This window comes from Streptomyces sp. GC420 (genome assembly GCF_009916105.1).
In the GTDB taxonomy this organism is placed as follows: Bacteria; Actinomycetota; Actinomycetes; order Streptomycetales; family Streptomycetaceae; genus Streptomyces.
The window spans coordinates 1-19,542 of the sequence record NZ_JAAAXQ010000126.1 but is presented as its reverse complement, the minus strand read 5'-3'; the positions used below and the strand labels follow the sequence as shown (position 1 = coordinate 19,542).

General features: G+C 71.5%; 14 protein-coding genes and 3 pseudogenes. 9 read left to right on the top strand and 8 right to left on the bottom strand.

All coding sequences use genetic code 11. The annotated features are described in order from the left end of the window. Positions 1 to 301: pseudogene (locus GUY61_RS17630) on the top strand (ATP-dependent DNA ligase); the annotation flags it as partial. 188 nt (positions 302 to 489) lie between these two features. Here GUY61_RS17630 and GUY61_RS17625 read toward each other — a convergent pair. After that, a complete protein-coding gene (locus GUY61_RS17625) occupies positions 490 to 2,646 on the bottom strand; it encodes an OmpL47-type beta-barrel domain-containing protein (RefSeq protein WP_166631136.1) in 2,157 nt (718 codons plus the stop codon). Between the two features lie 47 nt (positions 2,647 to 2,693). Then, entirely contained in the window at positions 2,694 to 5,216 is a 2,523-nt protein-coding gene (locus GUY61_RS17620; protein WP_166631134.1) for a ThuA domain-containing protein, read from the bottom strand. Positions 5,217 to 5,455: 239 nt separating this feature from the next. Here GUY61_RS17620 and GUY61_RS17615 point away from each other — a divergent pair. Continuing rightward, positions 5,456 to 6,448: pseudogene (locus GUY61_RS17615) on the top strand (multicopper oxidase domain-containing protein); the annotation flags it as partial. Between the two features lie 631 nt (positions 6,449 to 7,079). Here GUY61_RS17615 and GUY61_RS17610 read toward each other — a convergent pair. After that, complete coding sequence (locus GUY61_RS17610) at positions 7,080 to 8,129, bottom strand: LysR family transcriptional regulator (RefSeq protein WP_166631133.1); 1,050 nt, start codon at positions 8,127 to 8,129, stop codon at positions 7,080 to 7,082. Positions 8,130 to 8,240: 111 nt separating this feature from the next. On the opposite strand from GUY61_RS17610, the gene GUY61_RS17605 reads away from it, so the two are divergent. The 7 genes from GUY61_RS17605 to GUY61_RS17575 all read left to right on the top strand — a co-directional run bounded on the left by GUY61_RS17605 (position 8,241) and on the right by GUY61_RS17575 (position 14,479). Next, the gene (locus GUY61_RS17605) at positions 8,241 to 8,936 is read left to right on the top strand and encodes a type 1 glutamine amidotransferase domain-containing protein (RefSeq protein WP_166631132.1); all 696 of its coding nucleotides are present in this window, start codon (positions 8,241 to 8,243) and stop codon (positions 8,934 to 8,936) included. A 2-nt stretch (positions 8,937 to 8,938) separates the two neighbouring features. Next, a complete protein-coding gene (locus tag GUY61_RS17600) occupies positions 8,939 to 9,622 on the top strand; it encodes a TetR/AcrR family transcriptional regulator (RefSeq protein ID WP_166631131.1) in 684 nt (227 codons plus the stop codon). A 92-nt stretch (positions 9,623 to 9,714) separates the two neighbouring features. Further along, complete coding sequence (locus tag GUY61_RS17595) at positions 9,715 to 11,076, top strand: aldehyde dehydrogenase family protein (RefSeq protein ID WP_166631130.1); 1,362 nt, start codon at positions 9,715 to 9,717, stop codon at positions 11,074 to 11,076. A 33-nt stretch (positions 11,077 to 11,109) separates the two neighbouring features. Continuing rightward, a complete protein-coding gene (locus GUY61_RS17590) occupies positions 11,110 to 12,639 on the top strand; it encodes an MFS transporter (protein WP_243766534.1) in 1,530 nt (509 codons plus the stop codon). Between the two features lie 164 nt (positions 12,640 to 12,803). Next, on the top strand, positions 12,804 to 13,031 hold the full coding sequence (locus GUY61_RS17585; RefSeq protein ID WP_166631129.1) for a hypothetical protein: 228 nt from the start codon (positions 12,804 to 12,806) through the stop codon (positions 13,029 to 13,031). 138 nt (positions 13,032 to 13,169) lie between these two features. Next, positions 13,170 to 13,958, top strand: coding sequence for a VOC family protein (locus GUY61_RS17580; protein WP_166631128.1), 789 nt, complete (start codon positions 13,170 to 13,172; stop codon positions 13,956 to 13,958). Between the two features lie 242 nt (positions 13,959 to 14,200). Next, positions 14,201 to 14,479, top strand: coding sequence for a WhiB family transcriptional regulator (locus GUY61_RS17575; RefSeq protein ID WP_166631127.1), 279 nt, complete (start codon positions 14,201 to 14,203; stop codon positions 14,477 to 14,479). A gap of 139 nt (positions 14,480 to 14,618) precedes the next feature. Here the strand turns inward: GUY61_RS17575 and GUY61_RS17570 are convergent, their stop codons facing one another. The 5 genes and pseudogenes from GUY61_RS17570 to GUY61_RS40265 form a co-directional block, all read right to left on the bottom strand. Further along, positions 14,619 to 15,596 (bottom strand): acyl-ACP desaturase, encoded by a 978-nt coding sequence (locus GUY61_RS17570; protein WP_166631126.1) that lies wholly within the window; start codon positions 15,594 to 15,596, stop codon positions 14,619 to 14,621. A 124-nt stretch (positions 15,597 to 15,720) separates the two neighbouring features. Beyond that, positions 15,721 to 16,497 (bottom strand): dimethylargininase, encoded by a 777-nt coding sequence (gene ddaH / locus GUY61_RS17565; protein WP_166631125.1) that lies wholly within the window; start codon positions 16,495 to 16,497, stop codon positions 15,721 to 15,723. 190 nt (positions 16,498 to 16,687) lie between these two features. Then, entirely contained in the window at positions 16,688 to 18,316 is a 1,629-nt protein-coding gene (locus GUY61_RS17560; protein WP_166631124.1) for an ABC-F family ATP-binding cassette domain-containing protein, read from the bottom strand. A 368-nt stretch (positions 18,317 to 18,684) separates the two neighbouring features. Further along, positions 18,685 to 19,101, bottom strand: coding sequence for an SsgA family sporulation/cell division regulator (locus GUY61_RS17555; protein WP_166631123.1), 417 nt, complete (start codon positions 19,099 to 19,101; stop codon positions 18,685 to 18,687). Positions 19,102 to 19,394: 293 nt separating this feature from the next. After that, positions 19,395 to 19,542, bottom strand: a pseudogene (locus tag GUY61_RS40265) (IS982 family transposase); the annotation flags it as partial.

Genomic DNA, 19,542 nt, shown 5'->3' with positions numbered 1-19,542 from the left:
TAAGATGCGTATAAGAGACAGCCCCAAGCCCCACGCCCCGGTCTCCGCCCCGCTGCGCTGGGAGGAGCTGGACGACGCCGACCCGCGCGACTTCGACCTCGCGACCATGCCGGCGCGCTACGCCGAACTGGGTGATGTGCACGCCGACATGGACGACCACGCCTTCGGGCTGGAGCCGCTGCTGGAACTCGCCGCGCGCGATGTGCGGGAACACGGGCTCGGCGACCTGCCCTATCCGCCGGAGCACCCGAAGATGCACGGCGAACCGAAGCGGGTGCAGCCGAGCCGGGCCAGGGACTGAGCCGCCCGCCCCCGCACGGGACGACCGCGGCCGTCCCGTGCGGATCGCCGTACGGCCCGGCCGGCCCCGGTGCGAGGGCGGCGGAGCACGGGACCGGGGCTGCCACCTCCTGCGCGGTGAGCGCCCGGAGGCGAGCGAACCCGGCAAGGTGACAGCCCCGGGTTGCGCACCCGTGCCTCAGACGCCGGTCACAGCTCCTGGATCCGGATGTTCCGGTACGAGATCACATCGCTCGTGCCGTGCACCTGGAGGCCGATGTAGCCGGAGGCGAACCGCCGGCCGTCCGTGCCCGGGTCGTCGGCGCGCGGCGGTGTGAACTCCTGCCCGCCGACGTTGTCGAACTCATTGATGAGCACGCCGTTGCGGTAGACCGAGTAGTGCTGGTCGGTCACGCGGATCTCGTAGTCGTTCCACGTGCCCTTCTCGGTCACCCCGGCTCCGCCGAGTCCGACCCGGTCGAAGCCGTACACCGACCCCGTCTTGTACATGTCGCCGTCGGGCCGGTCGAGCACCTGGATCTCGTGGCCGTACTTGATGGCGACCCACTCGGGACGCGGCTCCTCCGGGTGGTCGTGGACCCACGGGAAGCGCACGAACACACCGGAGTTGGCGTTCCCGGTCCCCGGCGCGTCGTCCCGCCACTGGAGCTTCAGCGAGAAGTCGTCGTACTTGCGCTCCGGGAACCACAGCATGCCGAGTCCGTCCCTGCCGGTGCCCGAGGTCATCGACCCGTCCTCGCCCAGCGCGAAGGAACCGCCGCCCACATGCTGCCACTTGGCGAAGGACTCGGCGCTGCCGTCGAACAGGTCGGTGTAGCCCTCGTTCTGGCCGGGCCTGCCGATGCCGGACTGCTTGGCCGCCTTGCGGATCCTCTTGTGCTCACGCTCGTCGATCACACCGTCCCTGAGCAGCCGGTCGAGCACCGAGTCCACGTGCTTGAGGAACAGCGCGCGCGAGGTCCAGTCCTTCTCGTCCTCGATCAGCTCGTTGACCGTGCACCGGTTTCGGGTGACGCGGTTCGGCACCCCGGAGTCCACCGTGCCGACGATGACGGTCAGCCGCTCGTCCCACTCCGGGCAGTTGGGCGCGGGCACCCCGCCGCTCTCCACGACCGAGAAGGACACCTTCGCGGCGGCCGAGGTGTTGCCGGCCTTGTCGGTGGCCCGGTACTGCACGGTGTGGAAGCCGACCCGGTCGACGATCACGGGTGAGGTGTACGCGAGATACGGCCCGGAGTCGAGCGAGTACTCCACCTTGTCGACCCCGGAGCCTGTGTCGCGCGCCGTGACCGTCACCCTGGCGCTGGTGAGGTAGGCGCCGTCGGAGTTCCTCTCGCCGGCCACCGCCGCCGAGACCTCGGGCGGCACGGTGTCCTCGGCCGGCGGCACGACCACCGTGAACTGCGCGGACTTCGCCGCGGACCTGTTCCCCGCCCGGTCCGTCGCGCGGTATCGCACCGTGTGGACGCCCGGCTCGTGGACCATCACGGGCCCGGTGTACGCGGTCCAGGCACCGGAGTCCCCGAGCGCGTACTCGATGGTGTTGACGCCGGACCCGGTGTCGGAGGCCGTCACCGTCACCGTCGCCATGCCCACGTACTCGCCCTGCTCGTTCTTCTCGCCGCTGACGGTCGCCGAGGTCTCCGGCGGCGTGGTGTCGTCCGTCGGCGGTGCGGCGATCTCGAACCCGACCTCCTTCTCGGCGGCCGTGTTGCCCGCCCTGTCGGTGGCGCGGTAGCGCACCTTGTGGGTGCCGACCTCGTGGACCATCACGGGCGCCGTGTACGGCGTCCAGGCTCCCGAGTCACCCAGCGCGTACTCGATCCGGTCCACGCCCGAGCCGGCGTCGGTGGCCGTCACCGTCACGGTGGCGTGGCCGATGTAGGCTCCGTCGGCGTTCCGCTCGCCCTCCACGGCCGCCGAGGTCTCCGGGGCGGTCGTGTCCTCACCGCCGCCGGCCTCGGTCACGTTCAGGATCCCCTGCATCTGGCCGTGCCCGGGAATGGTGCAGTAGTAGCGGTAGCGGCCCGGCGACAGGGTCACCGTCGCCGTGTGCCGTCCTCCCTCGTCGTCGTTGGGGTTGGCGAGGATGTTCAGCGGGACGTCGTTGTTGTACTCGGGGTCGGAGACGTCGAAGGTCAGCGTGTGCGGCATCCCGATGGTGTTGCCGGTCGCCTCGCTGTTCTCGAAGACGATCGTCGTCTCGCCCGCCACCGCCGTGGCGGGCGCGGAGAGGTACTTGGTGATGTCGCTGCCTGCCGTCCACGTCAGCACCTGTGCGGCGGCGTCCGCCCGGGTGCCGTCGTCGCGCCCGTAGGCGGCCGTCGACGTCAGCCCGAGAACCATCAGCAGGGCCGTCAGCACCCCTGCCCATATGCGTGCCGGCCGGTGCCTCACTGCCCGTCCCCCCTCGCCAGGTCGCCGGCGGCCGGGGTCGGCCCGCCGCCCTTGTAGGTGACGCGCCACAGGGCCGACTTCGAGTCGGAGGTGAAGAAGCCGCGCCCGTAGTCCAGGACATAGAGCGAGCCGTCGGGCGCGAACTTCCAGTCCATGAGGTTGCGGATGCCGTCCGCGCCGACGGGGACGATCTTCTTCAGGCTCTCGGCGTGCACCGGGAGCCCGCCCTTGCCGACCGTCTTCGGATCGGTGAGCACGGCATGGCGCGGCTGGTCGCCGTCGTAGAAGTCGCCGACGAACCACTTGCCGTCCCAGTAGGCGGGCCACTTGACGGTGGATTCGCTGCTCTCGTCGTAGCGGTAGACCGGGCCGTTCATGGTGGCCTGGCCACCGCCCTTGAGCCAGGGCAGGAGCAGCTTCTGCTCCTCGGCCTTGTAGCTCGGTATGCCGTCGGCGTCGCGCGGGAAGTCGGGGGCGCCGCCCTGCGGGGAGTACCAGATGGTGTTCGGTGTGACGGGCGGCAGGTTCACGAGCCCGTCGTTGTTGGGCGACTCGTTCCTCGGCGCGTCGCAGTCGTACCAGCCGAGCGGCTTCGTGGGATCGGGCAGGTTGCGGTCGCGGTACGGCTGGTTGTTGCCCATGCAGAACGGCCAGCCGTGGTTGCCCGCCCGGGTGATGGCGGCGAAGGTGTCGTACTTCGCCGGGCCCCAGGTGGTGCTGGGGTTCGAGGCGTCGGGGCCGACCCATCCGGCGTAGAGGATGTCGGTGGCCCTGTCGACGAAGATCCGTGCCGGGTTGCGCACGCCCATCACGTAGATCTCGCCGCGGGTCTTGCCACCGCCCTCGTCCTGCTCCCTGCCCGTGAAGAGGTTGCCCTCGGGCAGCGTGTACGTGCCGTCGTCCTCGGGATGGATACGGAGGATCTTGCCGTTGAGGTTGTTGGTGTTGCCCGCGGTGCGCCGGGCGTCCGCGAACGACACGCCCTTGAAGTCGGGCTCGGGGTTGTTGCCGGAGTAACCGTCGCTGAAGCGGGAGGAGTTGTTGTCACCGGTGGCGATGTAGAGGTTGCCCTCGGAGTCCCAGGCCATGCCGCCGCCGGCGTGGCAGCAGCTGTGGATCTGCACCGGCCACCTGAGCAGCACCTTCTCGCCGGCCAGGTCCAGCCTGTTCGTGGCGGGGTCGATCGTGAACCGGGAGACGCGGCGCTCGGCCGTGCGGGTCTCGCGGTTGATGCGCGAGTGGGGTGTGTAGTGCAGATACACCCAGCCGTTCGAGAGGAAGTCCGGGTCCAGTTCGATGCCCAGCAGCCCTTCCTCGTTCTTGGTGAGCTCGTCGCCGCCGCCCTTGTTGCCGAAGACGGTGACGGCGCCGGCGTAGGTCACCTCCTTGGTCCTCGGGTCGTAGACGTGGATCTGGCCCTCGCCCTTGCCGATGTCGGGGTTGTTCCAGTCGGTGACGACGGGCGCGGCGGCGTCGCCGCCCCCGCGGCCGATGTAGAACACCCGGCCGTCCTTCGCGACGACGAGGCCGTGCGGCTCACCGATCTGGTCGGACCGGCCGGGCTGGTTGGGCCGGGTCACCCGCTCGGCGGCGTAGTTGGCGTTGATGGTGGCCTTGCAGTCGGCCCTGGCCAGCCGGGTCGTCCACAGCAGGGCGCCGCGCAGATGCGACCGGAAGTCCGTCTCGGTGAAGCTGTCCGCGGTGCCGCCCATGGCCGTGTAGAACGACCGGCCACCGTCGTAGTCGCGGCACCAGGAGACCGGGTGGTCCCAGCCGTTGGCGCTCGCCCCCGGCCGGTACGTGCTCTCCCGGACCCGGGCGACGGTGTGCACCTCGCCCGAGGGATTGCGCGCCCAGTTCAGCCACTTGTCGGGGCGCTTCCACGTCAGGGGGAGATTCCTGGTCGCCGGGTGGACCCGGTCACCGACCTCGACGGTCGCGCGCTGGACGTCTCCGGGACCGCCCGGTGCCGGACGGGCGCCGACCAGTCCGGTGAACCAGTCGGAGTACGGTTCGGTGCGAGCCGCGTCGTGGATGCCGAGGAAGCCTCCGCCGGCCTCCATGTACGCCTCGAGGCCCGCTTCCTGCTCGGGGTCGAGCACGTCCCCGCCACCGGTCAGGAAGACGACCGCGTTGTACCGGCCGAGCCTGGGCCGGGTGAAGACGGATGCGTCGTCGGTGGCGTCGACCCGGAAGCGCTGGGCCGCCGGGCCCGACCCGCCTATCTTCTCGATGGCCTCGATGCCGGCGTCGACGACCGGGGACTCGTCGCCGGCCGAGGCGTGGAAGACGAGGACCCGGACGTTTTCGCCACCCGGCGGCGAGGGAAGTGACAGCGTTGTCAGTGGAGGCTCGGGCCAGGGTCCGGCCGCGGCCTCGGTGGTACTCAGCAACGGCAGGAGCAGGGAGGCCGCCAGGGTGCCGCCCAGGAGGGCCGCGGCAGGGCCGCGGCGGGATCGGCCGGGGGATCGGCGTGCCGGTCGTGGTGGGACTGATCTCTGTATCGGAGTGCGGTGCATGTGTTCATCCGCCCCTCTTCGGTCACAGCGTGCTCACAGACAGCCGATGAAGCTAGACGTCTTTTGACGGTTCGCCAATAGGTAAAGACGCGACACGACGAACTTTGTCCTTAGTGTGGATAAATGATGATCGGACAGCTACCGTGTGGCAGTCCCCCAGGGGCCGCTTACGCCCCGTCAGCCTCCGTGGCCGTAAGGAGTTCGACATGGGCAAAGTCATGGGCAGCGGCAAGAGCGGCATCGGCAGACGGACCTTCAACCGGCGCCTGCTGGTGGGAGGTGCGGCCGCCGCAGGGCTGACATCGTTATCCCTCCCCACGGCCGACGGTGCCGCGACCAGGAACCCGCCGAAGACCGCCCCCGAGGGCGGAGAGGTGCGCCATCTGAGGCTGTACGCAGAGCGGCTGCCGGGCGGCCGGATGGGCTACGGCCTGGAGAAGGGCGAGGCGAGCATCCCGGGGCCGCTGATCGAGATCAACGAGGGCGACACCCTGCACATCGAGTTCGAGAACACCATGGACGTGCCCGTCAGCCTCCATGCCCATGGCGTCAACTACGACATCGCCAGCGACGGCACGGATCTCAACCGCAGCAGGGTCGAGCCCGGTGAGACCCGCACCTACACCTGGCGCACCCATGCGCCGGGCCGGCGCAAGGACGGCACCTGGCGCCCCGGGAGTGCCGGTTACTGGCACTACCACGACCACGTCGTGGGCACGGAACACGGCACGGTCGGCGTCCGCAAGGGTCTCTACGGGCCCATCGTCGTCCGCCGGAAGGGGGACATCCTCCCCGACAAGACGTTCACCATCGTCTTCAACGACACGTCGATCAACAACCGGTCGGGCCACGGCAGCCCCAACCTCGAGGCCACGGTGGGCGACCGGGTGGAGATCGTCATGATCACCCACGGAGAGCATTACCACACCTTCCACCTGCACGGGCACCGCTGGGCGGACAACCGCACGGGCATCCTGGAAGGCCCCGAGGACCTGAGTCGCATCATCGACAACAAGATCACGGGCCCCGGTGACTCCTTCGGCTTCCAGATCATCGCGGGGGAGGGGGTGGGGCCCGGCGCCTGGATGTACCACTGCCATGTGCAGAGCCACTCCGACATGGGCATGGTCGGCCTGCTGCTCGTCGCCAAGCCCGACGGCACGGTTCCCGGTTACGAGCCGCACGACGACGAGCCGCACCACGGAGCGCAGGGCGAACGGCGCCGCAGGCGGAAGGAGAAGGAGAGGGAGCACCACCACGGGGCGGACCACGACTCGCACCACGGTTCGGACCACGACTCGCACCACGGATCCGGCCACGAGTCGCACGACGGGCCGGGGCGCCGGCCGGACCGGGAATCCGATTTCGGATCGCAGGACGCGGCGCACAGCGAGCCGGGCCACGGATCCGGGGACGCGGCGCACAGCGAGTCGGGTCAGGGGTCGGCGGGTGCCGCGGAGAGCCCGTCGCAGCAGGGGTCGGGCGGCACGGCGCAGGGGGCGGCCGAGAGCGGGTCGCAGCAGGGTTCGGGCGGCACGGCGGCCGACGGGGCGGACGCGGCGCCGCAGAACGGGCCGTACGCCGGGGTGGAGGCCATGGCGGAGGAGATGGCCGGGAACGCGGAGAGCATGGCCGAGGAGATGGCCGGGAACGCGGAGAGCATGGCCGAGAAGATGGCTCAGGATCTGGCGGAAGAGGTCTCGGAGGACGTCGCGGAGGCCATGGTGGGCTCCGGGTACTGATTGCCGCAGGCGGCGGCCGGCCGCCGCCCCTTGTGTCCGGCGCCCCGGCGGGTGACTGCCCCGTCCGGGGCGTCCGGGGTACCCGTGCCGGGTGACCGCGTGCCGTCGGCACCCCTCGCGGTCACCAGGAGCGGGCCTGGCGCAGGAGGTGGTCGCGGACCAGCGCCACATGCGGGTTGTGGGCCGTTCCGGGGCGCTGGACGAGGAAGGCCGTGTTGATCGGCGGGTCCTCGGGGCTGAGCAGCATGACCAGCGCGCCGGAGGCCAGCTCCGCCCGGCACAGGTAACTGGGCAGCACGGTGAAGCCGGCTCCCGCGGCCACGGCCGCCAACAGGCCGCGCAGGTCGGGGAACGTGAGCGCGGGCTGGGCGGTGAGGCGCTCGCCGAAGACGTGACGCCAGTACCGGCGCGCGATGGGCAGGTCCTCCGCGTATGTCACCAGCGGCGCCCCGGCCAGCGCCGCGGCTCCTTCGGCGGCGACCCGGTCGGGACCGATGCGCGCGGCCCACTCGGGGGAGGCGACCAGGACGAACTCCTCGTCGGCCATCGGCTCGGCGGTCAGGGTGCGGCCGCGCGGCCGGTGGGCGGAGATCACCAGGTCGTGGCGGCCCGCGCGCAGCCCGTCGAGCAGTTCGTCGGACAGGCCGGTGGTGACCCGCAGCCTGACTCCCTGCGCGACCAGGGGCGCCAGTGTGCGCAGCGCGCAGACGGCGAGGAATTCGGCCGGTCCCCCCAGGTGCACGGGCTCGGGCCGGGGCTCCTCGCCGTGGACGCCCCGCTCGGTGACGGCTGCGAGGGCGTCGAGCGGGTCCGCGATCCGGACGGCCAGTTCGTCGGCGAAGGGGGTGGGTGCCACGCCGCGGGGCCGGCGCTCGAACAGCTGCCGGCCGAGGCGTTCCTCCAGTGCGCGGATCTGGGTGGTCACGGTCGGCTGGGAGAGGCCGAGCAGTTGCGCGGCGGCGGTGAAGGAACCGGTCCTGTGGACGGAGAGGAACGTACGCAGCTGGGTGAGGTCCAGGGGTGGCGCGGGCGGGGCGCTCCCCGCCGCGCTCGCGGCGGCGCTCCGCGTGCCGTTCGCCCTGGCGTCGGCCGCGGTGCGCGCCGTTCGAGCCTTCTGCGCGGGTCCGGCCGGTGGCGGTGACGGCCGACCATTGGAATTCCTATCCCTCATCTTAAGAATCCTATTGGATGCCTATACCGGAGGCGCCCTACGTTTGTCCCTGACCACGCTGACGTTCTGAGTCCAGGGTGTCAGAGCGTCCAACCGGAAGAGAGCACCACCATGGCAAGGATCCTGTTCGTGATGACCGGCGCCGACCACTGGACGCTGGCGGACGGCACCCGCCACCCGACCGGCTTCTGGGCCGAGGAGGCCGTCGCCCCCCACCAGGTCTTCACCGGGGCCGGTCACGAGGTCGTGGTCGCCACGCCCGGCGGCGTCGTGCCGACCGTCGACCGCGCGAGCCTGGCCCCCGGGGCCAACGGCGGCGAGGAGGGCGCCCACAAGATCGAGGAAGCCCTCTCGTCGTTCGACGAGCTGCGCCGGCCCGTCCGTCTGGAGGACGTGCGCCTCGCCGACTACGACGCCGTCTTCTACCCCGGTGGCCACGGCCCGATGGAGGACCTCGCCGTCGACAGGACCTCCGGCGCACTGCTGACCGAGGCGCTGGACTCCGGCATGCCGCTCGGCGTGGTCTGCCACGCCCCCGCCGCACTGCTGGCCGCCCGCCGCGAGGACGGCTCCTCGCCGTTCGCGGGTTACCGGCTGACCGGTTTCACCAACGCGGAGGAGGCCCAGGCGGGCTTCGCCGACAAGGCGAAGTGGCTGCTCCAGGACCGCCTCGTCGAACTCGGCGCGGACTTCGCCGAGGGCGAACCGTGGGCCCCGAACATCGTGACCGACCGCAACCTGCACACCGGCCAGAACCCGGCGTCCTCCCGCCCGCTCGCCGCCGGGCTGCTGAAAGTGCTCGGCTGACGATGGGAACGGACCGGCTCGGCGAGGTCCTTGACGCCACCTACGACTGCCTGACCAGGTATGGCGTACGACGCACCACCGTGGACGACATCGCCACCGCGATGGGCGTGTCCCGGTCGGCGGTGTACCAGTACGTACGCGGCAAGGACGACGCCTTCCGCCGGCTCGCCGAGCGTCTGCACGCCGAGGCGCTCGAACGGGCCCGGCGGGCGGCGGCCGCCGACGCTCCGGTCGTGGCACGCGTCCGCGGCATCCTGGAGGCCAAGCTCTCCCTGGTGCTCCAGCTGGCCGGGGACTCCCCGCACAGCGCCGAACTCCTCGACGAGAAGGCCCGGCTCTTCGGTGACATCTGCCACGGCTTCACCGCCGAACTGCGGCGGCTGCTGACCGGTGTACTCGCCGAGGCGGGAGCCGGCCCGGCGGTCGGCTCCGGTGTCACGGCCGGCCCCGGTCCGGCCGGCGGACCACCCCCGGCCGGCGGCCTACCACCGGCCGGGGGAGCGGCCGCGGCGCTCACCCCCGCGCAGGCCGCCGACATCCTTATCGCCCTCGTCCTCGGCCTGGAATCCGTGGCCGACGGCGAACGGCTCCTGGGCCCGGCGGCCGAAGCCTTCCTGACCGGACTGCTCGGCACCCCGGCAGACTCCGCCGGCCCGCCGGACCGCGCCGCCTCCCCCTCGCACTGACCCGCCTTCAGAGCCCGCCTCCACTCTGAGCACACCTTCGCTCAGAGCCCACCCTCACTCCGCCCGACCCACTTCACCCACGGGACACGACTGTGACTACGACTGCGACCACCGGCCCCGGCACCCACCCGGATTTCACCGCCGAGCACGCTGCGGCCCTCGTCGGCCGGCTGCGCTCCACCTTCCGCACCGGACGCACCAAGCCCCTCGACTGGCGCCTTCAGCAGCTCACCCGGCTGCGCGCCCTGCTGACCGAGAACGGCGACGCCATCGCCGCCGCGCTCCACACCGACCTGCGCAAGAGCCGCGCCGAGACCGACTCCATGGAGATCGGCTCCACCCTCACCGAGATCGACGACTACCTGGAGCACCTGGAGGAGTGGCTGACCCCGCGACCCGCCGCCGTGCCCGCGCACCGCTTCCCCGAAGGGACCGAAGCCCGCACGCAGTTCGACCCGCTGGGCGTCGTCCTGGTCATCTCCGCCTGGAACTATCCGGTCAACCTGCTCCTGACACCGGTCGCGGGCGCGCTGGCCGCCGGCAATGCCGTGGTGGCCAAGCCGAGCGAACTGTCGCCCGCCACCTCCGCGCTGATGGCCCGGCTGCTGCCCGCCTACCTGGACACCGACGCCGTCGCGGTCGTCGAGGGCGCGGTGGTCGAGACGACAGCGCTGCTGGCACAGGACTTCGACCATGTCTTCTACACCGGCAACGGCGCGGTCGGGCGCATCGTGATGAGGGCGGCCGCCGAGCACCTGACCCCGGTCACCCTCGAACTGGGCGGCAAATCACCGGTTTTCGTGGACCGCGACGCCGATCTCGCCGTGGTAGCGGCCAGGCTGGCACACACGAAGTTCGCCAACGCGGGCCAGACCTGCGTCGCCCCGGACTACGTCCTGACCGACCCGGTCACCGCGGACGCCCTCGAAGCCGCCCTCATCACGGCGATCCGGAACCTGTTCGGCACCGACCCCGCCGCCTCCGACGCCTACGGGCGCATCGTCAACGAGCGCCACTTCGACCGCGTCGTGGCGCTCCTGGACTCCGGCCGTACCGTGACCGGCGGGCAGCACGACCGCGCCGCCAAATACATAGCGCCCACCGTCCTCGCCGATGTGTTGCCCGACGCCCCCGTGATGCGGGAGGAGATCTTCGGCCCGGTCCTGCCCATCGTGACCGTGCCGGGCCTGGACGAGGCGATCGGCTTCATCAACGACCGGGACAAGCCCCTCGCCCTGTACGTCTTCACGGAGAACGGGACGACGCGGCGCCGCCTCGCCGCCGAGACCTCCTCCGGCGCACTCAACTTCGGTCTGCCGATCAGCCATCTCGCCGTCCCCGGACTCCCGTTCGGCGGCGTCGGACCCAGCGGTACGGGCAGCTACCACGGCCACTACTCACTAGTGACGTTCAGTCACCGCAGGGCGGTCCTCGACGTACCGCTGGCCGGCTGAACCACCCGCCCACCACATCCGGAAGGCAGCACCATGCCGCCCACACACCGCGCAAGACCCCGCGAGGGCATGCTCGCGCCCGACAGCGGGCGGATGGTCCTCGTCCTGACCCTCGGACTCGCCTCCATGGTCGTCGCGATGATGCAGACACTGGTCGTCCCGATCCTGTCGGTCATCCAGCGCGACCTGTCCCTGGCCCCCTCCACCGTGGGCTGGCTCACCACCGCGACCCTGCTGTCGGCGGCCGTCTTCACCCCGCTGCTCGGCCGCCTCGGCGACCAGCGGGGGAAGCGGCCCGTGCTCCTCGGCGTCCTGGCCCTGACGGTCGCAGGCTCCGTACTGGCCGCCGCCACCGACTCGCTGGCGCTGCTGATCACCGCCCGCGTCCTGCAAGGCGCCTCCACAGCGATCTTCCCGCTGGCGCTGTCCGTCCTGCGCGACGAACTGCCGCCGTACCGGCTCCCCGGCGCCATGGGCCTGGTCAGCGGAACCCTCGCCTTCGGCAGCGGCTTCGCGCTGGTCGGCGCGGGCCTGCTCACCCAGGGCGCCGACCCCGACTACCACCGGGTGTTCTGGCTCGCCACGGCACTGTCCGTCGTCGCGCTGGCCGCCGTGGCCGTCGTCGTACCCCCGTCCGCGGGGGCCACCGGCGGCCGCACCGACTGGTGGGGCGCGGCGACCCTGGCCGCCGCGCTCGTGCTGCTCCTGCTGCCCGTCTCGCAGGGCAACCTCTGGGGCTGGGGCTCGGCGGGCACCGTCGGATGCCTCGTGGGCGCCGCGGTGATGAGCGGGGTCTGGGTGCTGGTCGAGCGCAGGGTCAAGGACCCCATGGTCGACATGAGGATGTTCGTGCTGCGGCCCGTGCTCCACACCAACATCGCCGGAGTGCTGCTCGGCTTCGGGATGTTCACCCAGTTCATCGGGATCTCCTACCTGGTGCAGACACCGGCGGAGCTCGCCGGATACGGCTTCGGCGCCTCGGTGCTGCGCGCCTCCGTCCTGTACCTGCTGCCCGGCGCCGTCGCCTCGCTGGTCGCGGCGCAGCTCGGCGGTGCGCTCGTGCGCCGGATCGGCGCCCGTGTCACGCTGGCCGCCGGGGCGGGCGCCGGGGTGCTCGGCTTCGCCTGGCTGGCCCTCGCGCACGGTACGACCGCGTCGGTCGTCGTAGCGGGCATCCTCACCGGCATCGCCGTCAGCTTCGGCTTCGCCACACTGCCCGCCTTCATCGTCGCCGGCGTCCCGGTCCACCAGAGCGGCATCGCCAACGGGATCAACTCCATCGCCCGGTCCGTCGGCAGCTCCGTCGGCAGCGCCGTCATCACCACACTGCTGACCGCCAACACTCTTCCGGGACTGCCGCCGGGCGCGCCCCGGCTGCCCGCGGAGGGCCAGTACACGCTGAGCTTCGGCCTCGGCGCGCTCGCCTTCGCCCTGGTGGTGCTCGTCGCCCTGGCCGGCCTGAACCTCGACCGCGCCGCCGAGGCGGGCCACACCGTCGTGGAGAGCCGGTCACCTTCCGCGGAACGCGCCGAGCGGGGGAACGCGCCCGCACGAGTCGTCTGAACGCTCCCTCAGCCCGGCGACGGGCGTGGGTGCCTGCCGGAACTCGGACAGGAACCGGACGCGAAAGCGCTCGAAGACTGCCGGAGCCCGGCAGTGCGCGGCCCCCGTGCCCGGTGCGACGATCGCCCGGGGACACGGGGGCAGGCATCGCAATGGGAGGACTCGTGGGGACGCTCGTCGCTTTTCTGCTGGGACTGTGGGCCGTCGTGGGCGGGCTGATCGTCGTCCTGCTCCGGCGCGGGGGAACGCGCACGGAGAACGCCGACGGTCTGCTGATCGAACGGGAGGCCCGCGCGGGAGCGGGCCGTGTCCGGAGTGAGGTTCCCGCGCTCCACGCCGGTGCGGTCCGGCCCGGGGCCTTCGGCGGCGGCGCCCTCACACGCCGTCGCTGAGCGGTCCCGCACGCACAGCACGGAGAAACGCCCGCGCGCCGCGCCCGCGCGCCCGCGCGCCCGCGCGCTGTGCACCGGCCGGTGGCCGGTGCGAGACTCGGTCCGGCAGGGACAACGGGACCCACCGAAGGAGCGATCATGCTCACCACCCGTTATGTCGACGGCGCCCCCGACTGGATCGACCTCGGCACCCCGGACCTCGACGGCGCGACCGCCTTCTACGGCGAAGTGCTCGGCTGGGGGTTCCGCTCGGCGGGGCCGGAGGCCGGCGGATACGGCATGTTCGAGGTGGACGGGAGGACCGCCGCCGGTGGGATGACCGTCACCGGGGAACAGGGACCGCCGGCCTGGACGGTGTACTTCCAGACGCCCGACGCCGACGCCACCGCGAAGGCGGTGCGGGAGGCCGGCGGCACTGTGCTGCTCGCGCCCATGGATGTCTTCGACCTCGGCCGCACGGCCGTCCTCGCCGACTCGGCGGGGGCCGCCTTCGGCGCCTGGCAGCCGGGGAAGAACAAGGGGCTGGACGTCGTCGGTGAGCCCGGCGCGCTGTGCTGGACGGAGCTGTACACGCCGGACGTCCCGCGCGCCGCCGCCTTCTACGACAAGGTCTTCGGCTGGGAGACCGCCAACACGCCCTGGCCCGGAGGTGCGTTCACGTCCGCCCGCCCCGCGGGAACCGGCGAGGAGGCGATGTTCGGAGGGCTCTGGCCGCTGGAGGCCGACCCGTCCGAGAGCGGCAGGCGGCCCCGCTGGCTGGTGTACTTCGAGGTCGGCGACTGTGACGCGGTGGTGGCGCGGGCGGGGCGGCTCGGCGGCGGTACGCGCACGGAACCGATGAGCATGGAGGGCGTGGGCCGCGTCGCCACCCTCCGGGATCCGTACGGCGCGGAGTTCGGAGTCGTCACCAGCGAGCCGGGGACGTGACGGTCCTCCTCCGACGCGGCCCCGACGCGGCGCCGACCGGCCCCGACCGGCCTTGACGCGGCGCCGACCGGCCCCGACCGGCTCCGACCGGCCTTGACCGCCCCCGAGCCGGGTCGGTCCGGACCCCGAACCGGCCGGTCCGGGTCCGGACGCGCGGAGGCACACGGCGCGGCAAGGCTGTTCCCGGCCGGATTGACCACTCGTTCATCGAATGTTGAACGACCGTGGGCACAGTGGCGCGCATGTTCTTCGACAGCACCACGGAAAGCACTCTCACCGTGTCCCGAAGCAGTGACGCCGGCGGCGACTGGCAGGAGCTGGCGCTGTGCGCGCAGACCGGGGCCGGCTTCTTCTTCCCCGAGCCCGGCGGATCCGTACGCGAGGCCAAGCTCCTCTGCCTGGCCTGCGAGGGGCGGGAGGCCTGCCTGGAGTACGCGCTGGCCCACGACGAACGCTTCGGTGTGTGGGGCGGCCTCTCGGAGAGGGAACGGGACCGGCTGCGCCGCGACGACGACCGATGACGCCTGCCGGGCGCGCCCGTGGGATTCACCGGGCCGCGCGGCGACGGGCCCGCCCCGTGGCGTTCCACGGAGCGGGCCCGGCGTGCCGTGCCTGCCGGTATCCGCCGAACCGTAAGGTGCGGAACGGCAGGCGCGTGTGTCAGAGCTTGGCGGCGCGCGCCTCGAGCCTGGCCTTCCTGGCGGCGAGCCGCTCGTCGAACTTCTTCGCCTCACCGTCGAGGCCGCCCATGAACAGGCCCAGTTCCTCCTGGGCCTTCCGGCCCTCGGGCCCGAGACCGTCGATCTGCATGATCTTCAGGTGGCGCAGGACGGGCTGGAGCACGTCGTCGTGGTGGATGCGCAGGTTGTAGACGCCCCCGATGGCCATCTGGGCGGCGGACCGCTCGAAGCCGGGGATGCCGTGCCCGGGCATCCGGAAGTTCACGACGACGTCCCGGACGGCCTGCATGGTGAGGTCGGGAGCGAGCTCGAAGGCCGCGCCCAGCAGGTTCCGGTAGAAGAGCATGTGAAGGTTCTCGTCGGCGGCGATGCGCGCCAGCATCCGGTCGCAGACCGGGTCTCCCGACTGCTGGCCGGTGTTGCGGTGGGAGATGCGGGTCGCGAGCTCCTGGAAGGCGACGTACGCGACGGAGTGCAGCATCGAGTGGCGGTTGTCGGACTCGAAGCCCTCCGACATGTGCGACATCCGGAACTGCTCGAGCTGGTCGGGGTCGACGGCCCGGGAGGCGAGCAGATAGTCGCGCATCACGATGCCGTGCCTGCCCTCCTCGGCCGTCCACCGGTGCACCCAGGTACCCCAGGCGCCGTCGCGGCCGAAGAGCGACGCGATCTCGTGGTGGTAGCTCGGCAGGTTGTCCTCGGTCAGGAGGTTGACCACCAGCGCGATCTTGCCGACCGGGGTGACCTTCGACTGGCTGGGCTCCCAGGCCTCGCCGTCCTCGAAGAACTCGGGGAAGTTCCGCCCGTCGGTCCAGGGCACGTACTCGTGCGGCATCCAGTCCTTGGCCACCTTCAGGTGACGGTTGAGTTCCTTCTCGACCACCTCTTCCAGGGCGAAGAGGAGGCGGGCGTCGGTCCACGCGTCCGAATTGCCGAGGGGGGAAGAGGTGATCGTCACTGGTGCTCCAGGGGGACGGGGCTTTACCTACGGTGTCGTAGGTTACGAGACCGTAGGTTAAAGGTCGAGTAAGGGTCCACCGGAGCCCGGGCCGGAGGGTCGCGAGCGTGGTTGTTTTTTCACTCTATGAGTGGAGTTCGCGCAGACGTACGGAGAGGCACGTCACGCAGCCCTCCAGCTTTTCGAACTCCCCGATGTCCACCGGCACCGGTTCGTACCCGAGGTCCGCGAAGAGCTCCGCGGTCTTCGGCGCGCTCGCCGCCATCAGCAGTTTGCCGCCTCCGAGGAGCACCGCATGCGCTCCCGGCTCCTCCGGCACGGGCATGAAGGACGGGAAGACGGAGGCGTGGTCCACCAGGGGCTCGTAGCCGATCGCCGTGCCGTCCGGGAGGGCCGTCACCGCGGACTTCAGATGCAGCACCCTGCTCACCGGCACCGCGACCACCCGCGCGCCCAGCGGCTCGAAGGCGGCGCGCAACTGCTGCACCCCCGCCGCGTTGGTGCGTCCGCCGCGCCCGACGAACAGGGTGTCGCCGATCCTCAGCACGTCGCCGCCGTCCAGGGTGCCCGGCTCCCAGACCCAGTTCACCGAGCAGCCGAGGCGGCCCAGCGTCTCCTCGACCGCGGCCGTCTCCGGGCGCCGCGACTCGGCGCCCGGGCGCGCGATCAGCGCGACATTCCGGAACATCACACAGGTGTCCTCGACGAACACCGCGTCCGGGCAGTCGTCGGCCGGTTCCACCTCCACGGTCTGCCAGCCGTGGTCCTGAAGTGCGCCGACGTACTCCTGCCACTGCCGGAGCGCGAGTTCCGCGTCCACCGGCTGCCGGTCGATGTGGGTCACCAGGCCCTCGGCCAGACGGGGGCCGGGGCGGCGCACAAGGGCTCTTCTGCTGGGCACGTGCTGCTCTCCCTGGAAGCGGAACGGTGGGCCGCGCCCATCATGTCCCGGTCCGCACAGGGGACGGAATCCCGCCAGGCCGACAGAATTCCATCCTTACCCCGACAAGATCACTGAGAGCCCCTCGCCGGCCGTCACGGGCCGCCGCGGGCCGGCGGTGCTTCCCCGCGCCGGCCCGCTCCCGACGTGGTCAGCCCTCCATGAGCTCCTCCGGGTCGATGTCGCGCAGTTCCCCGTCCAGCAGCAGCCACCGGGTGATGCCCAGCGACCGGAGGAACGGGAGGTCGTGACTGCTCACGACCAGAGCGCCCTCGTACGACTCCAGGGCGGCCGTCAGCCGGCGCACGCCCGCCATGTCGAGACTGTTCGTGGGCTCGTCCAGCATCAGCAGCTGGGGAGCGGGTTCCGCGAGCAGCAGTGCGGCCAGCGCGGCGCGGAACCGCTCGCCGCCCGACAGGGTGCCGGCCGGCTGGTCGGCGCGCGCCCCCTTGAACAGGAAACGCGCGAGCCGCGCCCGGATCCGGTTGTTGCTCGCCTCGGGAGCGAAACGCGCCACGTTCCCGGCGACCGACAGTTCGTCGTCGAGGATGTCGAGCCGCTGCGGCAGGAAGCGCAGCGGCACATGGGCCACCGCCTCGCCCGCCACCGGGTCCAGCTCGCCGGCCAGGGTGCGCAGCAGTGTCGTCTTGCCCGCGCCGTTCCTGCCGACCAGCGCGATCCGTTCCGGTCCGCGCACCTCGAGCTCTCCGGACACCCGTGCGCCGTACTGGAGTTCCAGCTCCCACAGGGTCAGCACCCGGCGCCCGGGCGGGACGGCGGTCCGCGGCAGGTCGATGCGGATCTCGTCGTCGTCCCTGACCGCCTCGACCGCCTCGTCGAGCCGCTCCTTCGCGCCGGCGAGCTTCTGCTCGTGCAGGATGCGGTGCTTGCCCGCCGACTCCTGCGCGGCACGCTTGCGGGCGCCCATGACGATCTTCGGTTCCCGCTTGCTGTCCCACATCTTCTGCCCGTACCGCACCCGGCGTGCCAGTTTCAGGTGGGCGTCGGCGAGTTCGCGCTTCTGCCGCTTGAAGTCGGCCTCGGCCGCGCGCATCATGCGCTCCGCCGCCTCCTGCTCGACGGCGAGAGCCTCCTCGTACGCCGAGATGTTCCCGCCGTACCAGGTGACCTCGCCCTGCCGCAGTTCGGCGATCTGGTCGGTCCGTTCGAGGAGTTCACGGTCGTGGCTGACGACCACCAGCACCCCGGACCACGCGTCCACGGCCGCGTAGAGCCTCCGGCGCGCGGCGAGGTCGAGGTTGTTGGTGGGCTCGTCGAGCAGCAGGACGTCGGGGCGGGCGAGGAGCAGCGCGGCCAGCCGCAGCAGTACCGACTCGCCGCCGGAGACCTCCCCGATGGTCCGGTCCAGGCCGATGTGGCCGAGGCCGAGCTGGTCGAGCGTGGCGAGGGCACGCTCCTCGACGTCCCAGTCGTCGCCGACCGCGGTGAAGTTCTCCTCACCGGCGTCGCCGGCCTCGATGGCGTGCAGAGCGGCCCGCGTCCCGGCGATGCCGAGCGCGGCGTCCACCCGCATGCCCGTGTCGAGGACCACGTTCTGCGGCAGGTAGCCGGTTTCGCCCACGACCTTGACGGTGCCTCCGGTCGGGGTCAGCCGGCCCGCGACGAGCTTCAGCAGCGTCGACTTCCCCGAACCGTTCAGGCCGATGAGGCCCGTTCTGCCGGGGCCGACGGCCAGTTCGAGGCCGTCGAGGACGGTTGTGCCGTCCGGCCAGGTGAAGGAGAGCGACGAACAGGTGATGCATGTGGCTGGGTGTGCCATGTGGGCCTCCCGGTTGCTCGGTGTACGTGCGTGGGCAACGGGTGGAGACACCGATGGCGACAGGGGGAGGCGAGCGGCAGCACAACGGCCCCGGTGCGCCGGGGCGGCGGAGGACGGCTCGGAGTCCGAGATCGCACACAAGGCCACGCGGAACTGCGCGTGGCTCGGTGTCTCAGGACCTCAGACGAGCAACGTCCTACTCCGATCGACGACAACAGGGCCGGTTACGACGTTACGGGGAACGCGGCGGGCGGGCAAACGTATTTTGCGCGGAGCGTGACACGCTCCGGTGCGGCCGGTCGTGTGCCGCCGCTGGGGCGCTGGGGCGCTGGGGCGAGCCGGGCCGACCGGTCCGCGCGCCGGACCGCTCAGAGAGCGTCGCGCAGCAGCTCCGCGAGATCGTGGTCCATGTCGAGGTAGAGGTGCTCGCGTCCCGCCGGGACGAGCTCCTCCACGCTGCTCAGGAACCTGCGCAGTTCGGTGGTGCGGATGTGCACGAGGGCGGTGCCCTCCGGCGCGTGGAACTCCAGCACCGTCCGCTCGAAGCCGTAGGGCCGCACGCGCACGTCGCCCTCACCCGCCTCGCCGTCCAGTCCGTCCTCCAGCAGTTCCCGGGCGAAGGTCCAGGCCACTTCGACGTTCTCGAGGGTGGCGGGCGGAGGGAAGTCGATACGGACGGCGAACGGGTCGTCGCGGTCGTAACGGAGGCTCGCGGTGACCGTCTGCGTCCGCGGGTCCGCGGCGACGAGGCGGGCCTGCACGGCTTGCTCGATGACGGAGGACAACGCCTGCTCCCTTGAGACGGCATGGACAAGCTGAGCTGAGAGGTACGGCTGCCGGACGCCCCTACGGGATCCGACACAGGAGAAGACGTTCGAATGCCCGATTCGGTGCACCCGAACCGCTCGGAGAATGCGTGACATGCGTCACGGCGGCGCGGGCCGGTGACCCGGGTGCGGGCCCTGCGGGCCGCGCCCGCACCGCCCACCCGCGCCGTGCGCCTGCTTCAGGCATGCGCGCGGTCAAGGCCTTCTGGACGGGCGGTGGTTGGGCCACTAGACGAGTCATTCCGATGTGATCAGTGGTCGTAGGCGATCAGGGATCGCATGACCGGCTGTCCGGTCTTGTGGTTGTGCCAGATCGCCGCGGCCAGCGCGAGGACGCGCTGAGCGACGCGGACGGCGACGCCCTCGAAGGTCCGGCCGCCGTGCTGTTCCAGGTCGAGC